Source organism: Streptomyces sp. KL116D, from assembly GCF_030766975.1.
GTDB classification, from domain to species: domain Bacteria; phylum Actinomycetota; class Actinomycetes; order Streptomycetales; family Streptomycetaceae; genus Streptomyces; species Streptomyces longispororuber_A.
In genome coordinates this window covers 129,622-146,810 of record NZ_JASERH010000087.1, presented here as the reverse complement: position 1 = coordinate 146,810, position 17,189 = coordinate 129,622, and the positions used below count along the sequence as shown (strand labels likewise).

Genomic DNA, 17,189 nt, shown 5'->3' with positions numbered 1-17,189 from the left:
GGGCGCACCGGTGCCGTCGTCGATGACGGCCAGCTCGGCGCCGACCTCCACCGTCTCGTCCTCGGCGACCTTGATGGAGGCCAGGATGCCGGCGGCGGGCGAGGGGATCTCGGTGTCGACCTTGTCGGTCGACACCTCGAGCAGCGGCTCGTCGACCTCGACGCGCTCGCCCTCGGCCTTCAGCCAGCGGGTGACAGTGCCCTCGGTGACGCTCTCACCGAGCGCCGGAAGGGATACGGAAACCGCCATGGTTTCTGTTGCTCCTTACGAATGTGCAATGCGCGGCGCGCAGTGCGGAAGTCTGTGGTGGTCGGTCGTCGCGCCCAGGTGCGACAGGCGGCAGCGAGGGTCAGTCGTGCGAGTGCAGCGGCTTGCCCGCGAGGGCCAGGTGGGCCTCGCCGAGCGCCTCGTTCTGCGTCGGGTGGGCGTGGATGAGCTGGGCGACCTCGGCGGGCAGCGCTTCCCAGTTGTAGATCAGCTGGGCCTCGCCGACCTGCTCGCCCATCCGGTCGCCGACCATGTGGACGCCGACCACGGCACCGTCCTTGACCTGGACGAGCTTGATCTCGCCCGCGGTCTTCAGGATCTTGGACTTGCCGTTGCCCGCCAGGTTGTACTTCAGAGCGACGACCTTGTCCGCACCGTAGATCTCCTTGGCCTTGGCCTCGGTGATGCCGACGGAGGCGACCTCCGGGTGGCAGTAGGTCACGCGCGGCACGCCGTCGTAGTCGACGGGCACCGGGTTCAGACCGGCCAGCCGCTCCGCCACCAGGATGCCCTCGGCGAAGCCGACGTGCGCGAGCTGGAGCGTCGGGACCAGGTCACCGACGGCCGAGATGGTCGGCACGTTGGTCTGCATGTACTCGTCGACCAGGACGTAGCCGCGGTCCATCGCGACGCCCTGCTCCTCGTAGCCGAGACCGGCCGAGACGGGGCCACGGCCGATGGCGACGAGGAGCACCTCGGCGTCGAAGGTCTTGCCGTCGGCGAGGGTCACGCGGACGCCGTCCTGCGTGTACTCGGCCTTCTCGAAGAACGTGCCGAGGTTGAACTTGATGCCGCGCTTGCGGAACGCGCGCTCAAGAAGCTTGGAGCTGTTCTCGTCCTCGACCGGGACGAGGTGCTTGAGGCCCTCGATGACGGTGACGTCGGTGCCGAAGGACTTCCACGCGGAGGCGAACTCGACGCCGATGACGCCGCCGCCCAGGATGATCGCGGACTGCGGGACACGGTCCAGCGTCAGCGCGTGGTCCGAGGAGATGATGCGGTTGCCGTCGATCTCCAGACCCGGCAGCGACTTCGGCACGGAGCCGGTCGCGAGGAGGACGTGGCGGCCCTGGACGCGCTGGCCGTTGACGTCCACGGACGTCGGGGAGGACAGCCGGCCCTCACCCTCGATGTACGTCACCTTGCGGGAGGCGACGAGCCCCTGCAGGCCCTTGTACAGGCCGGAGATCACGTCGTCCTTGTACTTGTGGACGGCGTTGATGTCGATGCCCTCGAAGGTGGCCTTGACACCGAACTGGTCGGCCTCGCGCGCCTGGTCGGCGATCTCGCCGGCGTGCAGCAGGGCCTTCGTCGGAATGCAGCCGTTGTGCAGGCAGGTGCCGCCGAGCTTGTTCTTCTCGATCAGGGCGACGTCCAGGCCCAGCTGCGCTCCGCGCAGGGCCGCGGCGTAACCGCCACTGCCACCGCCGAGGATCACTAGGTCGAAAACGGTGCTGGCGTCGTTCGCCACGTCACGTCCTCCATGCATGTGCGCCGTACGCCGGTCTCCAGTGACCGGGCGGCGGCTGGTGTCCGGCCGCTTTTTTGCTTCGGCCCTGTGGTGGGGGCCCTGTCCTGCCGTCCCCCATCCTCGCACTTGTCGAAGGCATGCGGGACGTCGGGCCGGGGTCTGAGACGGTGGTTACACCGGAAACAGGTGTGCCAAGTGGTGCGAACCCTGCGGATTTCGTCGAAAGCGAACAGCCCCGGGTGCGGTGCACCCGGGGCTGTTCGACGACGTGGGAGCCGACGTGGGAGCCGACGTCAGGGACGGGTCAGCCGAGGTCGCCCGCGGCCGTCCGCTCCGCGAGGCGGACCAGCGTGCGGACGGCGGAACCCGTGCCGCCCTTCGGCGTGTACCCGAACGGGCCGGCCTCGTTGAAGGCCGGGCCGGCGATGTCGAGGTGGGCCCACGTGATGCCCTCGCCGACGAACTCCTTCAGGAACAGACCGGCGACCAGGCCGCCGCCCATCCGCTCGCCCATGTTGGCGATGTCGGCGGTCGACGAGTCCATGCCCTTGCGCAGGTCGGCCGGGAGCGGCATCGGCCAGGACGGCTCGCCGACCTCCTCGGCGACCTCGTGGATCGACGTACGGAAGGCGTCGTCGTTCGCCATGATGCCGAACGTGCGGTTGCCGAGCGCCAGCATCATCGCGCCGGTCAGCGTCGCCACGTCGACGATCGCGTCCGGGGTCTCCTCCGAGGCCTTGGCGATCGCGTCGGCCAGCACCAGACGGCCCTCGGCGTCCGTGTTCAGCACCTCGACGGTCTTGCCGGAGTACATGCGCAGCACGTCGCCCGGGCGGGTGGCCGAGCCGGACGGCATGTTCTCGGCGAGCGCCAGCCAGCCGGTGACGTTCACCTCGAGGCCCAGGCGCGCGGCGGTGACGACGGCGGCGAACACGGCGGCGGCGCCGGCCATGTCGCACTTCATCGTCTCGTTGTGACCGGCCGGCTTCAGGGAGATGCCGCCCGAGTCGTACGTGATGCCCTTGCCGACGAAGGCCAGGTGCTTCTTCGCCTTGGAGTTCTTGTACGAGAGCTTCACCAGGCGCGGGCCCGATGCGGAACCGGCGCCGACGCCGAGGATGCCGCCGTAGCCGCCCTTCTCCAGCGCCTTCTCGTCGAGCACCTGCACCTTGATGCCGTGCTCCTTCGCCGCGACCTGCGCGACGGTGGCGAAGGCCTCCGGGTTCAGGTCGTTCGGCGGGGTGTTGACCAGGTCGCGGGCGCGGTTGAGCTCCTCGGTCAGCGCCAGGACGCGCTCGACCTCGGCCTTGTACGCCTTGTCGCGCGGCTTGCCGCCGAGGATCGCGACCTCGGCGAGCGGCGCCTTGGCCTTCTTCGGGTCCTGCGCGGACTCCTTGTAGGCGTCGAAGGAGTACGCGCCGAGCAGCGCGCCCTCGGCGATCGCACCGGCGTCCTCGGCGTCCTCGACGGGCAGCGCGAACGCGGCCTTCTTCGACCCGGCGAGCGCGCGGGCGGCCACACCGGCCGCGCGGCGCAGCGCCTCGGCCTCGAAGACCTCGTCCTTCTCGGGCTCGGCACCCAGACCGACCGCCAGCACGACCGGCGCCTTGCAGCCGGAGGGCGCGGGGAGCTTGGTCACCTCACCCTCGCCGCCACTGGCGCCGAGGGTCTCCAGGACGGCGGCGAGCTTTCCGTCGAACGCCTTGTCCACGGCCTCGGCGCCGGGCGCGACGACCAGACCCCCGGTCTTGGTGGCGGAGCCCTTGGCGACACCGACGACGATGGCGTCGGCGCGCAGGCCGGTGGCCGCGGCGGTGCTGAGAGTCAGAGCAGTCACGGTGGTGAGGTCCCTCTTTCATCGGTGAGGCTGGCTTCGTTGCCGGGGCCGTGGGGTAGTTGGCCCGCCGGGGCCGAGCCTACGCCGATGGCTCGATCCGTGCCCCGACCGGGCCCGGGCCCGGTCGGCGTCGTCAGAGGGCCAGCACCACCAGCGCCGCCGTGCCCGCCACTTCGGCCACCGCCCCGAACACGTCCCCGGTCACCCCGCCGAACCGTGCCACGCACCGGCGCAGCAGCAGTTCGGCCACCCCGCAGCCCACCACGACGGCGACCGCCCCCGGCACCGAGACGGCCGCGGTCACCGCGACGACCGCCACCCCGGCGAGCAGCGCGGCCCGCACCGACACGGTCCCGGCGACCGCCGCGCCGAGCCCCTCGGGACGGGCGGCGGGCACCCCGGCCCGGGACGCGAACGTCAGCGCGAGCCGGGCCGTCACCGCGCACACCGCCGCCGCGACGGCGCCGTGCGCCCACGACTCCCCGTACAGCTGGGCCAGCACCGCCACCTGCGCGAGCAGCGCGAGGACCAGCACCACGACGCCGAACGGGCCGATGTCCGACTGCTTCATGATCCGCAGCGCGTCCGCCGCCGGTTTCCCGCTGCCCAGCCCGTCCGCGACGTCCGCGAGCCCGTCCAGGTGCAGGCCCCGGGTGAGCGCGGCCGGCACCGCGACCGAGGCGACCGCCGCGAGCGACGCGCCCGCGCCGAGCAGCGTCAGCGCCCCGCCGAGCGCGGCGGCGCAGAGACCGACGACCAGACCGGCCAGCGGCGCGCAGAGCATGCCGCCGCGGGCGGCCGCCCGGTCCCAGCGGGTGACGGTGACGGGCAGCACGGTGAGGGTGCCGAAGGCGAAGCGCAGGCCGTCGGGCAGGGAGGCGCGGGGGTTCGTTGCGGACACCGGGGGAGGCTACCCGGCGTGGCCGTGCCGACGGGCGGCGCCCGCTCCCCGCCCGCACGATGGACCCATGGGCGACTGGTGGTACCGGAACATCACCGAGCCGGGCAAGCTGCCGCTGCTGCTCGCGCTGCTGTCGTTCGTCGCGACCTTCCTGCTCACCAGGACCGTGACCCGGCTGATCCGGGCCGGCCGCGGCCCGTTCCGCGACATCTCGCCGGGCGGCACGCACATCCACCACGTGGTGCCGGGCGTCGTGCTGATGGTCGCGGGCGGGTTCGGCGCGGTCGGCAGCGGCCGGCACGGCATCACCGCGTGCGTGTGCGCCGTCGTCTTCGGCGTCGGGGCGGGCCTGGTGCTCGACGAGTTCGCGCTGGTGCTGCACCTGGACGACGTGTACTGGAGCGAGCAGGGGCGGCAGAGCGTCGAGGTGGTGGTGCTGGCGGCGGCGCTGGGCGGCCTGGTGGTCTGCGGCTTCTCCCCGCTGGGCGTGAACGACATGACGCAGGAGGAGCAGCACGACCGCGGCACCCTCATCACGACGCTGGTCCTGAACTTCCTGTTCGTCGTCGTGACGCTGCTGAAGGGCAAGCCGCGGCTGGCGCTCGTCGGGGTCCTGGTGCCGGTCGTCGCCTGGGTCGGGGCGGTCCGGCTGGCCCGCCCCACCTCGCTCTGGGCCCGCCGCCGGTACCGGCGGCGCCCCCGCGCCAGGGCCCGGGCGACGCTGCGGGCCTTCCGGCACGACCGCCGCTGGAACCGGGTCAGCCGCCGTTTCCAGGATCTGGTCGGAGGCTTCCGCGAGCCGTCGAGCGCACGACGCACACCATGAGCACCGCGCCGATCGCGGCGAGGTGCTCCTTGCCCGCGAGGTTCGGCTTGACCGCGCACTCGACGACCATGGCGAGACGACGACGCGCGCCGGTGAACCGGCTTCGCAGCGCCAGCAGCAGGTACACCGCGAGCCGACGAGCCGCCGCCGACGGGCGGTGTCGAGCAGTACCTGCGCGTCCGAGGCGGGCAGCCCGAACGGACCGTCCGGGCCGATGGCGATGCCGACTGCGCGCGTAGAGGGTGCCCGCGAGCGTGGCGACGTACGCGGTCACGAGCGTGTGCCACCAGCCCAGACAGAGCTCGCGATGCCGAACACCAGCAGGATCTGGGCGAGCGCACCCCACACGGGCAGGTCGAGGGCCGGCACGAGAGGGAGAGCGGGTGCGCAGGAGGGCCTGCCACCGCGGGTCGTCGGCCCGCACCGAGCTGACGATCCTGACGACTGATAGCCCCAACGGGCTGGATTCTGGACGTACTGGAACGCGGCCGTCAGACAGACCGCGCGATCGTCATGCGGGATCGCCGCGGGCCGCGGCGGTGACGTCCCGCACCGCGGCTGAACAGCGGGCCCCGCTCTCCTGCGGCCGCTTCCCTCACTGAACGCTCCAGGCGTCCGCGGCGCAGCCACCTCGGCAGTCCGGCACTTCGAGGAAGCCCTCGGCGCGGGCCGGCGCGACGCCGATCCGCGATCGCAGCGGCGCTCTTCTCGAAGAGCAGGAAGCGGGGCGCAGATGGGCCAGGTGCTCTGGCGCTGGCCCGGTACAGCGATTCGATCTGCCACCACCGGGAGAAGAAGCTGAGCAGCGAGCGCCACAGGCGCAGCACCGGCCACGCGCCGAGTCGCGAGCCACTGATCGAAGATCGGACCGGAACATCGCGAAGTTGAGCAGAGACCTGTGTCGATCCCGATCTCCGGTGCGCAGCTGCAGGAGTGCGATGACCATGAACTCCATCAGGCCGTTCTCGGAGTCGCGGTCACGGCGCATCAGATCCAGCGAGAGGCCGTTCGGCACGGGACGAAGACAGCACTGCCTTCAACTCGCCCTCCCCGTCGGTGCATTCGAGAGCATCACACACCGGCCGTCCGCCGGGTCGCCGAGCGGCCGAGCGCCATCGAGAAGCCGCGCGCTGGTCGCCCCGTCGCGCCAGTCGTCGGCCCGCTTCCGCGGAGGCACGTCTCTCGTCGGCGGGAATGTCCTCGTGGCGCCGGATGCGGACCGAGCGGCCCGCGCGCTGGACGCGGTTGCACGCGCAGCCGCCGACGGTGCGCATCGCCCGCCCTTCGAGCGTGAACTCGTCCGTCTCCACACGATGCAGCTTCGTCGCCAGAGTTCGAGCGCGTCGAGGCCGTGCCGGGCGGCCAGACCGTGCCGGCGCCTCCTCGCTCTGCGCCCATCACGGCGGGATCCAGCCGTGCACCCGCCTCGGCGAGCCACGGCTCGATCGCGCGCCGGCCAGGCCTCCGGGTCGCCGATCGGGTCACCGGAGGCGAGCGACGCCCGCCGATCGCGGTACGTCACCGCGGCCTTGCCCGTCGGCGACCACATCGGCGGACTTCTCGCGGCGCAGCGCGAAGTAGCCGAGCGAGTCGCGCTCGCCGTCCTTGTCGAGCAGGGCGCGCAGCTTCGCCTCGTCGTCGCGCCGCGAGCGGATCGACGGCCCTGCGCGAGCGGAGACGCGGCGTAGACGATGGCAGATGAGCGGTGCCGTGGACAGGACGTTGATGACGACGTTCACGAGTTCGGCGTCGTGATGCCGAGTGGTAAAGTGCATGCGTCGTTCGACGCGACCGAGATCAGCCGCGAGGGTGCACCGGCGTACCGCCGGCGCTCCAGGAACGTCGAACGGTGCTCGTCGTGCGCGTGGTTGGTGACCGTGACGAGGAACGTCGCGAAGAGCGAGGTGACCAGCAGGCCGCCGACCGCGACGAGCGCCGCCAGCTTCGCGTTCGAGCGGTCGCCCTCCGCGTAGAACTCGCGGCGCCCGAGGAGCAGCGCGACGACGAACGCGGCGGTCAGCACCAGCGAGATCCAGTTCTGCGCGTACTGCCGTACCTCGGGAAGAGCCCATCACGAAGGCGAACAGCAGGAAGAACAGCCCGCTCAGGACGAGGTTGAGGATCCACGCCGCGCGCTTGCGGCGCCGCATCGTGACCGCCAGGAACCAGGCCACGACGGCGGAGGAGAAACCCGCCGCGAGGAGGTAGGGGGTGAAGTACGTTCTCTCGTTGTGGCGGCGCAGGTCCTGCCCGAAGGAGACCCAGACGGCGCTCAACGCAGATTGAGGAAGGTGACGACCCGGAGATACCAGACGGTGAATCCCTGCGGCGCGTCGTGAGGTCGGTGTACTGGTCCGCAGTATCTCCCATGACCTGGGAGCATATGGGGGCATTTGGGGGGTTCCTGGCTACGGCGCTCCCGAAAGGGCGCGGGGAACTGCGCGCTCAGCCACGGAGCAGCCGCGGTCGCGTCTGCTCACGCACCGAGCAGATGCGACCGCGGCTTCCGACGGCTGCGACGTGCCCTCAGTCGGACGACACGGGCAACTCCGCGGCCAGCGCGCAGCGGCCTGCACCAACGGCAGGGCCAGCAGCCCGCCCGTGCCGCCGCCGAGGCGCACGCCCTGGTCGAGCAGCGGGTCCGCGGCCATCCGGTCCAGCGCCTTCGCCTGGCCGGGCTCACCGCTGGTGTGCGCGGCCAGCCACCAGTCCGGCGCCCGGAACGCGACCCGCTGGCCGACCAGCGCGCAGGCCGCCGACACGACGCCGTCCAGGATCACCGGCGTACGGCGCACCGCGCTCTGCAGCAGGAACCCGGTCGCCGCCGCGAGATCGGCGCCGCCCACCGTCGCCAGCACTGCAACTGGTCGCCGAGGACCGGGCGGGCCCGGCGCAGACCGTCGCGGATCGCCGCGCACTTGCGCATCCACGCGAGGTCGTCGATGGGGTCGCCGCCACGGCCGGTCACCACGGACGCGCTCGGTGCCGCACAGCGCGGCGATGATCGTCGCCGCGGCCGTGGTGCCGCCCACGCTGAGGTCGCCGAGCACCACCAGGTCCGTGCCGCGAGTCGGCCTCCTCGTCGGCGATCGCCATGCCCGCCCGGAACGCGCCGCCTCGGCCTCCTCCAGGTGAGCGCGTCCTCGGTGCCGAGGCGCCCCGAGCCGCGCCGCACCCGATGGCTCACCACGGCCTTCGGCAGCTCCTCCGGCTCGCAGTCCAGCGACACGTCGACGACCCGCACCTCGACGCCCAGCCGCCGCGCGAGCACCGCGCCGGCGCTCGCGCCCTCGACGGCCTCGCGGACCAGATCGGCCGCGGTCCCGGCGGGCCGGCCCGACACACCGAGCTCGGCGACGCCGTGGTCGCCGGCGAAGAGGATCACGCGCGGCTGCGTCACGGGCCGTACGGGCACGGCGCCCTGGGCGGCCGTGAGCCACTCGCCCAGTTCGTCGAGGCGCGGCCGAGCGCGCCGGGCGGAACGGCGAACCGGGCCCTGCGCTCCTCGGCGTCGCGGCGGGTCCCGCCGTCGGGACGCTCGATCAGATCGGTGAAGTCGTCAGAGATTCAGCGAGCTCATTCGCCGAACAGTACCGGCCGCGACGGCGGTCGGCGGGGCGGGCTTCCAGCGGCCGGTTACGCCATGCGATGCACTGGCTCCACAGCGTCATTGCATGGGCGTCGATCCCCTACGTTCCGGTTCATATCGGATTGTCGTACCGCGATGTCCCTCCGGTCTCACCGATCCCCCAGCTCTCCAGTCCTCCCGAAGCCGTCCCAACCCTCCCAGTCCTCCCGAAGCCCGTCCCAGCACCAGGAGCCGAGTCACCCATGTCCCCCTCAGCCCAGGCCGTGGCCGAGCGCCGCCCCGCCTACCTCACCGAACTCGCCCGGGGCACCGAAGGCATCCACGAGCCCCGCCGACCCGACTGCCCCTGGTGCGGCTCCACGAAGCTGGGCACGCGACTGCGCACCACCGACCTCCTCCAGCACAAGCCCGGCACCTTCACGATCGACCAGTGCCGCAGCTGCGCCCACTCGTTCCAGAACCCCCGCCTGACCCCCGAGGGCCTCAACTTCTACTACCGCGACTTCTACGACGGCCTCGGCGCCGACCAGGCCGAGCGGATCTTCGGCGCGCAGACCTCCACCAGGCGTCACCGGGCCGCCACCCACGCCCTCGCCCACTTCCTGGAGCCGGAGGCCTGGCTCGACGTCGGCACCGGCCACGCCCGCTTCCCGGCCGCCGCCAAGGAGGTGCCCTGCCGTACACGGCGTTCGACGGCCTCGACATCGGTGACGGCGTCGAGGAGGGCCGCCGCCAGGCCGCATCGAGGAGGCCCACCGCGGCTTCACTCACGAACTCGCGCCCCGGCTCGCGGGCCGCTACGACGCGATGAGCATGTTCCCGCTACCTGGAGCACTCCCTCGACCCGCGCGAGGAACTCAAGGCGGCCCACCGCGTGCTGCGCCCCGGCGGCCACCTGCTGATCGAGGTCCCCGACCCCGAGAGCCGCTACGCCGCGCTCCTCGGCAAGTGGTGGGTCTCCTACTTCCAGCCGCAGCACCTGCACTTCATCCCGCAGGACAACCTTTGCGCCGAACTCGCCGCCCTCGGCTACACGGTCGTCGCCGTCGACCGTCGCACCCCGCACGTCCCGCTCGACCTGACGGCGGCCTGCGCCCTGTTCCTCGGCCACTGCCTGCCCGCCGCCGACAGCCCGTGGCGCACCAAGACCCCCAGCGACGCCCAGCGCAGACTGCGCCGGACCCTGACGCACGCCTCGGCGCCCGCCCTCCTCGCCGCCCGCTCCGCCGACCGGCTGCTGGCCCCCCTGGCAAGCCGCGACCGGCTTCGCCAACGCCTACGCGTCATCGCGCGCCGCAACCCCGACGCCGGCTGAGCCCCCGTCAGCCGCGCAGCGCCAGCGCCTGGCCGGCGCGACCAGCAGCACGTGCTCGCGCATCGCGGCGGCGCCGCGTTCAGCCGCCCCAGTTCGTCGCGGTAGCGCTGCCCGGACGCGGTCGCGGGCACGATCCCCGAGCCGACCTCGTTCGGGACGGCCACGACCGTACGCCGGGTGCGGCGCACGGCGTCGACGTAGCGCGGCCACCTTCTCCCGCAGCGCCCGCTCCCCGCCCGGCCACTCCGCGTCGTCCCAGGCCCCGACCTCGTCCACTATGGCGTGCGTCAGCCTGACAGTGACAGACAGTCCACGAGCGGCGGCAGCGGTGATCCTCCGCGTCGGTCAGTGGGCGGGACGAGATCGCTGGAGGTCTCGGCGGTCCGCCACGGCGGCCGCCGCTCCCGGTGCGTGGCGACCCGCTGCGCCCACTCCGTGTCACCGCCCCGCGCGTGCCGCCCGTCGCCACGTACCGGCACGTCGGGGAGACGCCTCAGGCGCCGCTCACGCCTCGACCGACTTCCCCGAGCGGGCGCCGGTGACCAGCGTGCGGCGCGGCGCGTCGGGCACGTCCTCGGCCACGCCGACGTCCAGCGTCGTCCCGTCCGGCACGGCCCGCGCGCCCGCCGCGGCGAGCCGCCGCGCGATCGGCTCGGGGCCCGGCGGCGCGTCGTGGTCCAGGTGCACGGCGAGGACGTCGGTGGTCGGCCCGACCGCGCCCACGGACCGCAGCCGGGCCAGCGCGTCGGCCGCCCGACCACGTCGGCGACGACCATCTCGTACGGCTTGCGCGTCTCCTCCAGACCGGCGGGCGCGGCGGCGGCAGGTCGCAGCAACCGCTGGCCGTCCGGCCCCACCACCTCGTGCCCGGTGCCCGGCGCGTCCAGGGCGAGCGCCCGCACCCGGTGCCCGCTCATCAGCGCGAGCTCCCGGCCGTCCGGCACCCGGCCCGGCTGCGGCGGCCCGCCGGGACGCCTCGAGCCGCGGGCCGTCGTGCGGGTGCGAGAGCAGCACCTGCCGTACGCTCGCCCAGCGCTGTGGCCCGCGCGGGCCGCGGCGAAGCGGCGCCCGGCGTCAGATCGAGCAGCGGCGTGCCGTCGATCAGCGGGCCGTCGCGGCGCGGGCGGCCGCCGAGCGCGGTCGCGCAGGCCGCGCACGGGCGGTGCCGAGAGCGGGCAGTCCGTCGCACCGGTGCCGAGCGACGGGTCAGTTCCACAGGAAGATCCTCCCGCGCGGCTGCGGCGCCGCGCGCCCGGCTAGGCTTCCAGGGACAGCGAGCCTCTGGAGGCTGACATGGCGGCGTGGACGTGTGGCGGTTCGAGAAGTCGCTTGGCACGGAGGTGTCTCCGGCAGGTGCGGCCGGAGGAGTTCACGACGCAGACGCCGAGTCCTGGATCGGCGGTACTGGAAGGAACTGGCGGAGGGCGGCGCCGACCAGGTCACCCTCTCCGAGGACAGCACGGTCATCTACGGCCCGATGAGCCTCCATGCGGAAGACGCATCCGCTTAAACCGGCCCGCTTCTCCTCCCCGCACTCCCACCCACCCACCAAGGTTGAGGGGACTCCGTCCCTCAACCCCGACGTCGCTTCGGACCGCCCCGCCGACTGCGGGGTTCGGATCGCATCCGCTGGCCGCGAGCTTCGGCGCCCCGCTGGCTGGGGCTTCGGACCGCCCGTCGGCGGCCGAAGGCTCGAGGCTACTCCCGCTGGCCGCAGGTTCAGGCCCACCCCACTCCGTCGGGCGAAGGCTCGAGGCTACTCCCGCTGGCCGCGGGCTTAGGCCCACCCCACCGCGCCTTGGGCAATCTGCCGCCTGGGGCGGCAGGGATGTGCGAGCGGCCCCCGGTGCGGCGCATCCATGTCAGTGAGGGCCCGACCCCGGTCGACCTCACGGCAGCGGTGCCGCGCAGCAGGAATCCGGTGGCCCCGGCCAGGCCGGCCTCGCCGCAACCCCGGTGCCGCGCAGCAAAGAGACCCGGTCACTCACATCTCGCCGAGCGTCACACTCGACCTCGTCGCTTCGCCCCGCCCGGGTATACGTCACCCGAACCTTCTGCCCAGGCTCCTCAGCGGCCAGCGCAACCTGCAACGACGTCATCGTCGTGACCGCCGCGTCGCCGAACCGGGTGATCACGTCACCCGCCCGCAGCCCCGCTTCTCCGCCGCGCGCGTCCGTCACGGACACGATCGACACGGCCGGCTCCAGGTCACCGTCGACCGCGACCCGCCCGGTGATGCCGAGCGCCGCCCGCCCGGAGTCCGACACCCTGCCGTCCTCGACGATCTGGTCGGCGATCTTCGTGACGGTGGAGGACGGGATCGCGAACCCGATGCCCGGCGCCGCGCTGTCACGCAGCTCGGGATCGGTCGCCGCCAGCGTCGGAATGCCGATCACCTGACTGTCCAGGTTCACCAGGGCGCCCCCGCTGTTGCCGGGATTGATCGCCGCGGACGTCTGCACCATGTTGGCGATCGTGGCACCGGTGCCCCCACCGGAACGCCCCTCGCTCACGGTCCGCCCGGTCGCCGACACGATGCCCTGCGTGACGCTCGACGACGGAGCCGAGCGGCGACCCCATCGCCAGCGTGATCTGCCCGACCTCGACCTTCGACGAGTCCGCGAACTCCGCCGCCCGCAGCCCGTCCGGCACCTTCTCCAGCTTGATCACGGCGAGGTCCTGGGCCGGATACGCGTACACGAGCTTCGCCGATCAGCGGAGTCTCGTTCGTCGACGTCGTCACCTTGAACGTCTCTCTCGTCGCCCACCACATGGGCGTTCGTCACGATGTGGCCCTCGTCGTCGTAGACGACACCCGAGCCGAGGCCGGACGAGGCCTGGATCTGGACGACGGACGGCAGCACGTCCCTGATCACCTTCTGGTAATCGCTCTGCAGATCGTTCACGGAAGCGGCGGCGGCCTGCGTCGTGGAGTCCGAGGACGACGAGCCCCCGGAGCCGGAGTCCGAGCAGCCGCCGACCAGCGCCACCGAGCAGACGGTGGCGGTCAGGGGGAGTGCGACCCGCAGCGGACGCGAACGGGCCCGAGTACGCGAAGGGCATCCATGCCCGGATTGTCACGCCGTCCGCCGCCCCCGCCCGCGCCGATCCGCCGAACAGCGGACCCGGGCCGGACCCCGGCGAGGCCCGCCCGCGGTCGACCGCGGCCGTGCTCGAGCCCCGCACGCCGCACAGGTGCAACAGCGCGGCCACCCGTCGGTACGGATCGCTGCGCCCCGCCCGCTCCTCCGCCGCGAGCAGCGTCTGCAGCTCACCGCGCTCGGGAAGTCGCCGCACCGTCGGCCGCGCTGGTCGGTGAAGACCCGCACCCCGTACCAGGCGTGCAGCGGGGCCCCGATGCCGGCGAGCGTCGCCGTCAGGGTGTCAAGCCGGTCGGCCCGTACGTCGAGCCGAGCCGGTCGGTGGTACTTCGATGAGTCGAACGCGCCGAGCGCGGTGACCCAGTCGCCGCCGAGCCCCGGCCGCATCGCCAGCGCGTCGGCGTTGCGCACGAGCAGCGCGAGCAGCCCGCCCGGGGCCAGCATCCGCGCCAGCCCGGCGAGCAGCGCGTCGGGATCCTCGACGGCCATGAGGACGCGCCGTGACAGAGCACGACGTCGAAACTGCCCGGCAGGAAGTGGACGCCGGTCTCCATGCCGCTGCCCTGCACGATCCGGACGCGCTCCCGCACGCCCTCCGGCTCCGCGGCGAGCGCAGCGCCCGGCCGCGGCGACCATCTCGGATCCTGCTCGACGCCGGTCACGCTTGTGCCCGGCGCGGGCCAGCCACGCAGCGCCTGCGTGCCCTGGCCCATCCCGACGTCGAGCACCCGCAGCCGCTGCCCGACAGGGGAACCGCCCGGCTATCTGCTCGTCGAGCTGCCGGGCCACCAGTTCCTGCCGTACGACATTGCGCAGGCCCCCAGCTTCTCCAGCCAGGAGCCCACCGCGTCGCCGGCGAAGGCTTCCGTGCTCAGGGCCGCTCCCCGCGCTTGACCTGCAGGGCTTGGGCGGACGGAGGCGCTTCATCTGGAGCGTGCGCATCAGCGCGTACGCGACGGCGCCCTGCGGCGCTCGTTCGGAACTTCTCCGCCAGCTTCTTCTTCAGACGGAAGCCGGTGAGAGCCGAGTCGATCACGATCGCGACGATCACGAAGAGCCAGAGCAGAAGCGCGATGTTCTGCAGCGAGCCGACGCGGACCATGCTCAGGACGAGGATGATCACCGCCATCGGCAGGAAGTACTCGGCGATGCAGAAGCGCGAGTCGACGAAGTCACGCGCGTACTTGCGCACCGGGCCCTTGTGACGGGCGGGCAGGTAGCGCTCGTCACCGCTCGCGAGAGCGGAGCGCTGGCGCTCCATCGCGGTGCGGCGCTCCTCGCGCTGGCGGGACCGGGCCTCCTTCGGCGTCATCTCGGGTGTTGGCCACGCTGCGGCGCTGCGTCTGGGCCTCGCTAGCGCTTCGGCGTGGGGCGGCCCGTGGGCGCCTGCGGTCTCGGGGCTGCGTGGACTCGGCTACCGAGGCGCTTGGCGGCCGGTGCCGCTGTCGTCCTTGGATCGGCTACGGAACACAAAGCCCAAGGGTACGTGGTGGATCGATGCATGGACCACAGGCCCGTGGGGAACGATCCGGCAACACCCTGCGTCCCTGACCTGAGAGGGGAGACGGGGCCACCTACTCCTTACGCCGGAGCGGGTCGGGACGCAGTCGTCCGTGATGAGCGCATCCGCACCTGAACAGTGCGGTAATAGATGCAGGACCCGTACTGTGGGTTGTGTCGCAGTGCCGGGGCCTTGACCGTCGGCTGGATCTGTCAGAAGGGGGCGCGCGAAGCCCATGAGCGGTGTCATGAAGCGTATGGGGATGATCTTCCGCGCGAAGGCGAACAAGGCCCTTGACCGGGCCGAGGACCCGCGCGAGACCCTCGATTACTCGTACCAGAAGCAGCTGGAGCTGCTGCAGAAGTGCGTCGCGGCGTCGCCGACGTGGCGACCTCCCGCAAGCGCCTCGAGCTGCAGCTGAGACCAGCTCCAGTCGCAGTCCTCACGCTGGAGGACCAGGGCCTGCAAGGCGCTCGCGCTCGGCCGTGAGGACCTGGCACGTGAGGCGCTGACGAGCCGTCGCGCCGCACTCCAGCAGCAGGTCACGGACTGGAGACGCAGCACCAGACGCTGCAGGGAGCGATGGAGTGAGAGCCCACCCTGCATGCAGCGCAGCGAGCTATTGCAGAGCCGAGGTCGACTGCCTCTCCGTATCTAGAAGAAGGAGACCATCGACGTGCCACCCATTATCACCGCGTGCCCAGGCGCAGACCCGGATCGGCTGAGGCGTTCTCCGGCATCTCCGAGAGATGGCGACGCTACATGCATGGCGATCCAGCGGGCCGAGACAAGACCGCCCAGCTGCTAGGCGCGGGCCGGCGCCATCGACGACCAGCCCGCCTCGGGCGCTGCTCGATTCGACCTCGTCGGGCCTGGCCAAGGACTTTGACATCCAGTCCGATGCTGGATCACGGCTGTGCGGTGAGCATACAGATGGCAGAGCTGAACTGCAGCGCATGAAGTGCCGATGCTGGCAGGCTGAGCACGTCCGCCTCCCAGCAGCGATCTGAGGCGGTGCGGGACAGCCAGCAGGCTGCAGCATGCCGCAGAGACACCCTCGCTTGGTACAGCAGATAGCAGCATGAGAGGCCGTGCGTGACTCGTACGGACTCATGGGGAGCCAGAGAAGTAGACCCGACGTACCACTTCGCCGAACTCAACTTTAGCTGGGTACGACTGAACTCACGCGGAGATGGAGAAGGACGGCCGGGCTTCCGCCGGACCCTCACCCAGCTCCTCGAGTGCCGTTCGCCGCCTGGGCGAGCCACTCCCGACGACGCCCTGGAGCCCTCTCGAGCTGATCCTCCCGGCGTCCGACGCGACGCTGGAGGAGGTCCGCGACATGCTCAGCGACGACGGCCTGATCCCCGGCTGACCCTCGCCTCGCACCGAGCCCGCGGTGCCGCACAGATGAAGGGGGCGGCTACCGTGACCCCGGTGACCCCCCTCGTACGGTGGGCCAGGACGCATCCCCTGGCCCTGGACGCCATCCTCGCCGCGGCCGTCCTCGTCTGCATGGTCGCCGGTTCCTTCGTCGACCCGCACAGCCCCGAGGGCACGTACGCACTGGGGCGCCCGCACCCCGGACGTCCTCAGCCTCTTCCTGATGGTGCTGGGCGCCGCGGCCCTGTCTTCGGCGCATCGCCCCGATGCCCGTGCTCGCCGCGACCTCCACCGTCTCCCTCGTCGAACTGGTCACCGGCGAACCCCGCGCCCCCGTCGTGATGTCCGCGGTCGTCGCGCTCTACACGGTCGCCGCCACCACGGACCGGCCCACCACCTGGCGCGTGGGCCTGGGCTCGATGGCGGTGCTGACCGGTGTCGCCATGTTCGTCGGCCCGCTGCCCTGGTACTCCCAGGAGAACCTCGGGATCTTCGCGTGGACCGGCATGGCCGCGGCGGCTGGCGACGCCGTGCGCTCCCGCCGATGCCTTCGTCGACGCCATCCGGGAGCGCGCCGAGCGGGCCGAGCGCACCCGCGAGGAGAGGCCAGGCGGCGCGTCGCCGAGGAGCGGCTGCGGATCGCCCGCGATCTGCACGACGTCGTCGCGCACACATCGCCCTGGTCAGCGTGCAGGCCGGGGTCGCCGCCCACGATCATGGACAAGCGGCCCGACCAGGCCAAGGAGGCCCTCTCGCACGTTCGCGAGGCCAGCCGCTCCGCGCTCAACGAACTCGGGCGACCGTCGGCCTGTTGCGGCAGACCGGCGACCCGGAGGCGCCCACCGAGCCGGCCCCCGGCCTGGACCGCCTCGACGACCTCGTCGACACCTTCACGGCACGCGGGCCTCCCGGTCGAGGTGGCCCTGCGCCGAGGCGCCCCCGCCCTGCCCGCCGCCGTCGACCTCGCCGCGTTCCGCGTCGTGCAGGAGCGCTGACGA

The 17,189-nt window shown here is 72.3% G+C and carries 10 protein-coding genes and 8 pseudogenes; 6 read left to right on the top strand and 12 right to left on the bottom strand.

The features are described 5' to 3' along the window. The 4 genes from RBJ77_RS35725 to RBJ77_RS35710 form a co-directional block, all read right to left on the bottom strand. Positions 1–249, bottom strand: a 249-nt coding sequence (locus tag RBJ77_RS35725) for a biotin/lipoyl-containing protein (RefSeq protein WP_372348778.1), incomplete at its 3' end; no start/stop codon positions are given. Positions 250–349: 100 nt separating this feature from the next. Continuing rightward, positions 350–1,738: a dihydrolipoyl dehydrogenase gene (gene lpdA, locus RBJ77_RS35720; protein WP_255981673.1), complete on the bottom strand. Its 1,389-nt coding sequence runs from the start codon at positions 1,736–1,738 to the stop codon at positions 350–352. A 304-nt stretch (positions 1,739–2,042) separates the two neighbouring features. After that, positions 2,043–3,575 carry a leucyl aminopeptidase gene (locus RBJ77_RS35715; protein WP_372348777.1) on the bottom strand — a complete coding sequence of 511 codons (1,533 nt, stop codon included), beginning with the start codon at positions 3,573–3,575 and terminating at the stop codon, positions 2,043–2,045. Between the two features lie 133 nt (positions 3,576–3,708). Beyond that, positions 3,709–4,476, bottom strand: coding sequence for an adenosylcobinamide-GDP ribazoletransferase (locus RBJ77_RS35710; protein WP_372348776.1), 768 nt, complete (start codon positions 4,474–4,476; stop codon positions 3,709–3,711). Positions 4,477–4,543: 67 nt separating this feature from the next. Between RBJ77_RS35710 and RBJ77_RS35705 the strand changes: the two genes are divergently transcribed. Then, positions 4,544–5,302: a hypothetical protein gene (locus tag RBJ77_RS35705; RefSeq protein WP_372348775.1), complete on the top strand. Its 759-nt coding sequence runs from the start codon at positions 4,544–4,546 to the stop codon at positions 5,300–5,302. 608 nt (positions 5,303–5,910) lie between these two features. On the opposite strand, the pseudogene RBJ77_RS35700 reads toward RBJ77_RS35705, so the two are convergent. The 3 genes and pseudogenes from RBJ77_RS35700 to RBJ77_RS35690 form a co-directional block, all read right to left on the bottom strand. Further along, positions 5,911–7,695 (bottom strand): annotated as a pseudogene (locus tag RBJ77_RS35700) (phosphatidylglycerol lysyltransferase domain-containing protein); the annotation flags it as partial. Between the two features lie 15 nt (positions 7,696–7,710). Then, complete coding sequence (locus tag RBJ77_RS35695; RefSeq protein WP_372348783.1) at positions 7,711–8,334, bottom strand: nicotinate-nucleotide--dimethylbenzimidazole phosphoribosyltransferase; 624 nt, start codon at positions 8,332–8,334, stop codon at positions 7,711–7,713. 158 nt (positions 8,335–8,492) lie between these two features. Next, a pseudogene (locus tag RBJ77_RS35690) lies at positions 8,493–8,702 on the bottom strand (nicotinate-nucleotide--dimethylbenzimidazole phosphoribosyltransferase); the annotation flags it as partial. A 431-nt stretch (positions 8,703–9,133) separates the two neighbouring features. Between RBJ77_RS35690 and RBJ77_RS35685 the strand changes: the two are divergent. Together RBJ77_RS35685 and RBJ77_RS35680 are read left to right on the top strand one after the other, a co-directional pair. Further along, positions 9,134–9,793, top strand: a complete 660-nt coding sequence (locus RBJ77_RS35685) for a hypothetical protein (RefSeq protein WP_372348774.1) — start codon at positions 9,134–9,136, stop codon at positions 9,791–9,793. After that, a complete protein-coding gene (locus tag RBJ77_RS35680) occupies positions 9,766–10,206 on the top strand; it encodes a methyltransferase domain-containing protein (RefSeq protein ID WP_372348773.1) in 441 nt (146 codons plus the stop codon). The genes RBJ77_RS35685 and RBJ77_RS35680 overlap by 28 nt, the downstream gene beginning before the upstream one ends. A 131-nt stretch (positions 10,207–10,337) precedes the next feature. Here RBJ77_RS35680 and RBJ77_RS35675 read toward each other — a convergent pair. The 5 genes and pseudogenes from RBJ77_RS35675 to RBJ77_RS35655 form a co-directional block, all read right to left on the bottom strand. Further along, positions 10,338–10,685, bottom strand: a pseudogene (locus tag RBJ77_RS35675) (bifunctional adenosylcobinamide kinase/adenosylcobinamide-phosphate guanylyltransferase); the annotation flags it as partial. Between the two features lie 25 nt (positions 10,686–10,710). Beyond that, complete coding sequence (locus RBJ77_RS35670) at positions 10,711–10,929, bottom strand: hypothetical protein (protein WP_372348772.1); 219 nt, start codon at positions 10,927–10,929, stop codon at positions 10,711–10,713. A gap of 1,261 nt (positions 10,930–12,190) precedes the next feature. After that, a pseudogene (locus RBJ77_RS35665) lies at positions 12,191–13,217 on the bottom strand (S1C family serine protease). 166 nt (positions 13,218–13,383) lie between these two features. After that, positions 13,384–14,099: pseudogene (locus RBJ77_RS35660) on the bottom strand (class I SAM-dependent methyltransferase); the annotation flags it as partial. Positions 14,100–14,178: 79 nt separating this feature from the next. After that, a pseudogene (locus RBJ77_RS35655) lies at positions 14,179–14,778 on the bottom strand (DUF3043 domain-containing protein). Between the two features lie 265 nt (positions 14,779–15,043). Between RBJ77_RS35655 and RBJ77_RS35650 the strand changes: the two are divergent. The 3 genes and pseudogenes from RBJ77_RS35650 to RBJ77_RS35640 form a co-directional block, all read left to right on the top strand. Further along, positions 15,044–15,770: pseudogene (locus RBJ77_RS35650) on the top strand (PspA/IM30 family protein); the annotation flags it as partial. Between the two features lie 133 nt (positions 15,771–15,903). Next, a pseudogene (locus RBJ77_RS35645) lies at positions 15,904–16,183 on the top strand (hypothetical protein). A 274-nt stretch (positions 16,184–16,457) separates the two neighbouring features. After that, the gene (locus RBJ77_RS35640; RefSeq protein WP_372348771.1) at positions 16,458–17,186 is read left to right on the top strand and encodes a histidine kinase; all 729 of its coding nucleotides are present in this window, start codon (positions 16,458–16,460) and stop codon (positions 17,184–17,186) included. Positions 17,187–17,189 lie beyond the last annotated feature (3 nt).

Excerpts from the sequence above, each read along its gene's own strand:
- RBJ77_RS35685 (WP_372348774.1), top strand. The coding sequence starts at position 9,134 with ATGTCCCCCTCAGCCCAGGCCGTGGCCGAGCGCCGCCCCGCCTACCTC.
- RBJ77_RS35640 (WP_372348771.1), top strand. The coding sequence starts at position 16,458 with ATGCCCGTGCTCGCCGCGACCTCCACCGTCTCCCTCGTCGAACTGGTC.
- RBJ77_RS35705 (WP_372348775.1), top strand. The coding sequence starts at position 4,544 with ATGGGCGACTGGTGGTACCGGAACATCACCGAGCCGGGCAAGCTGCCG.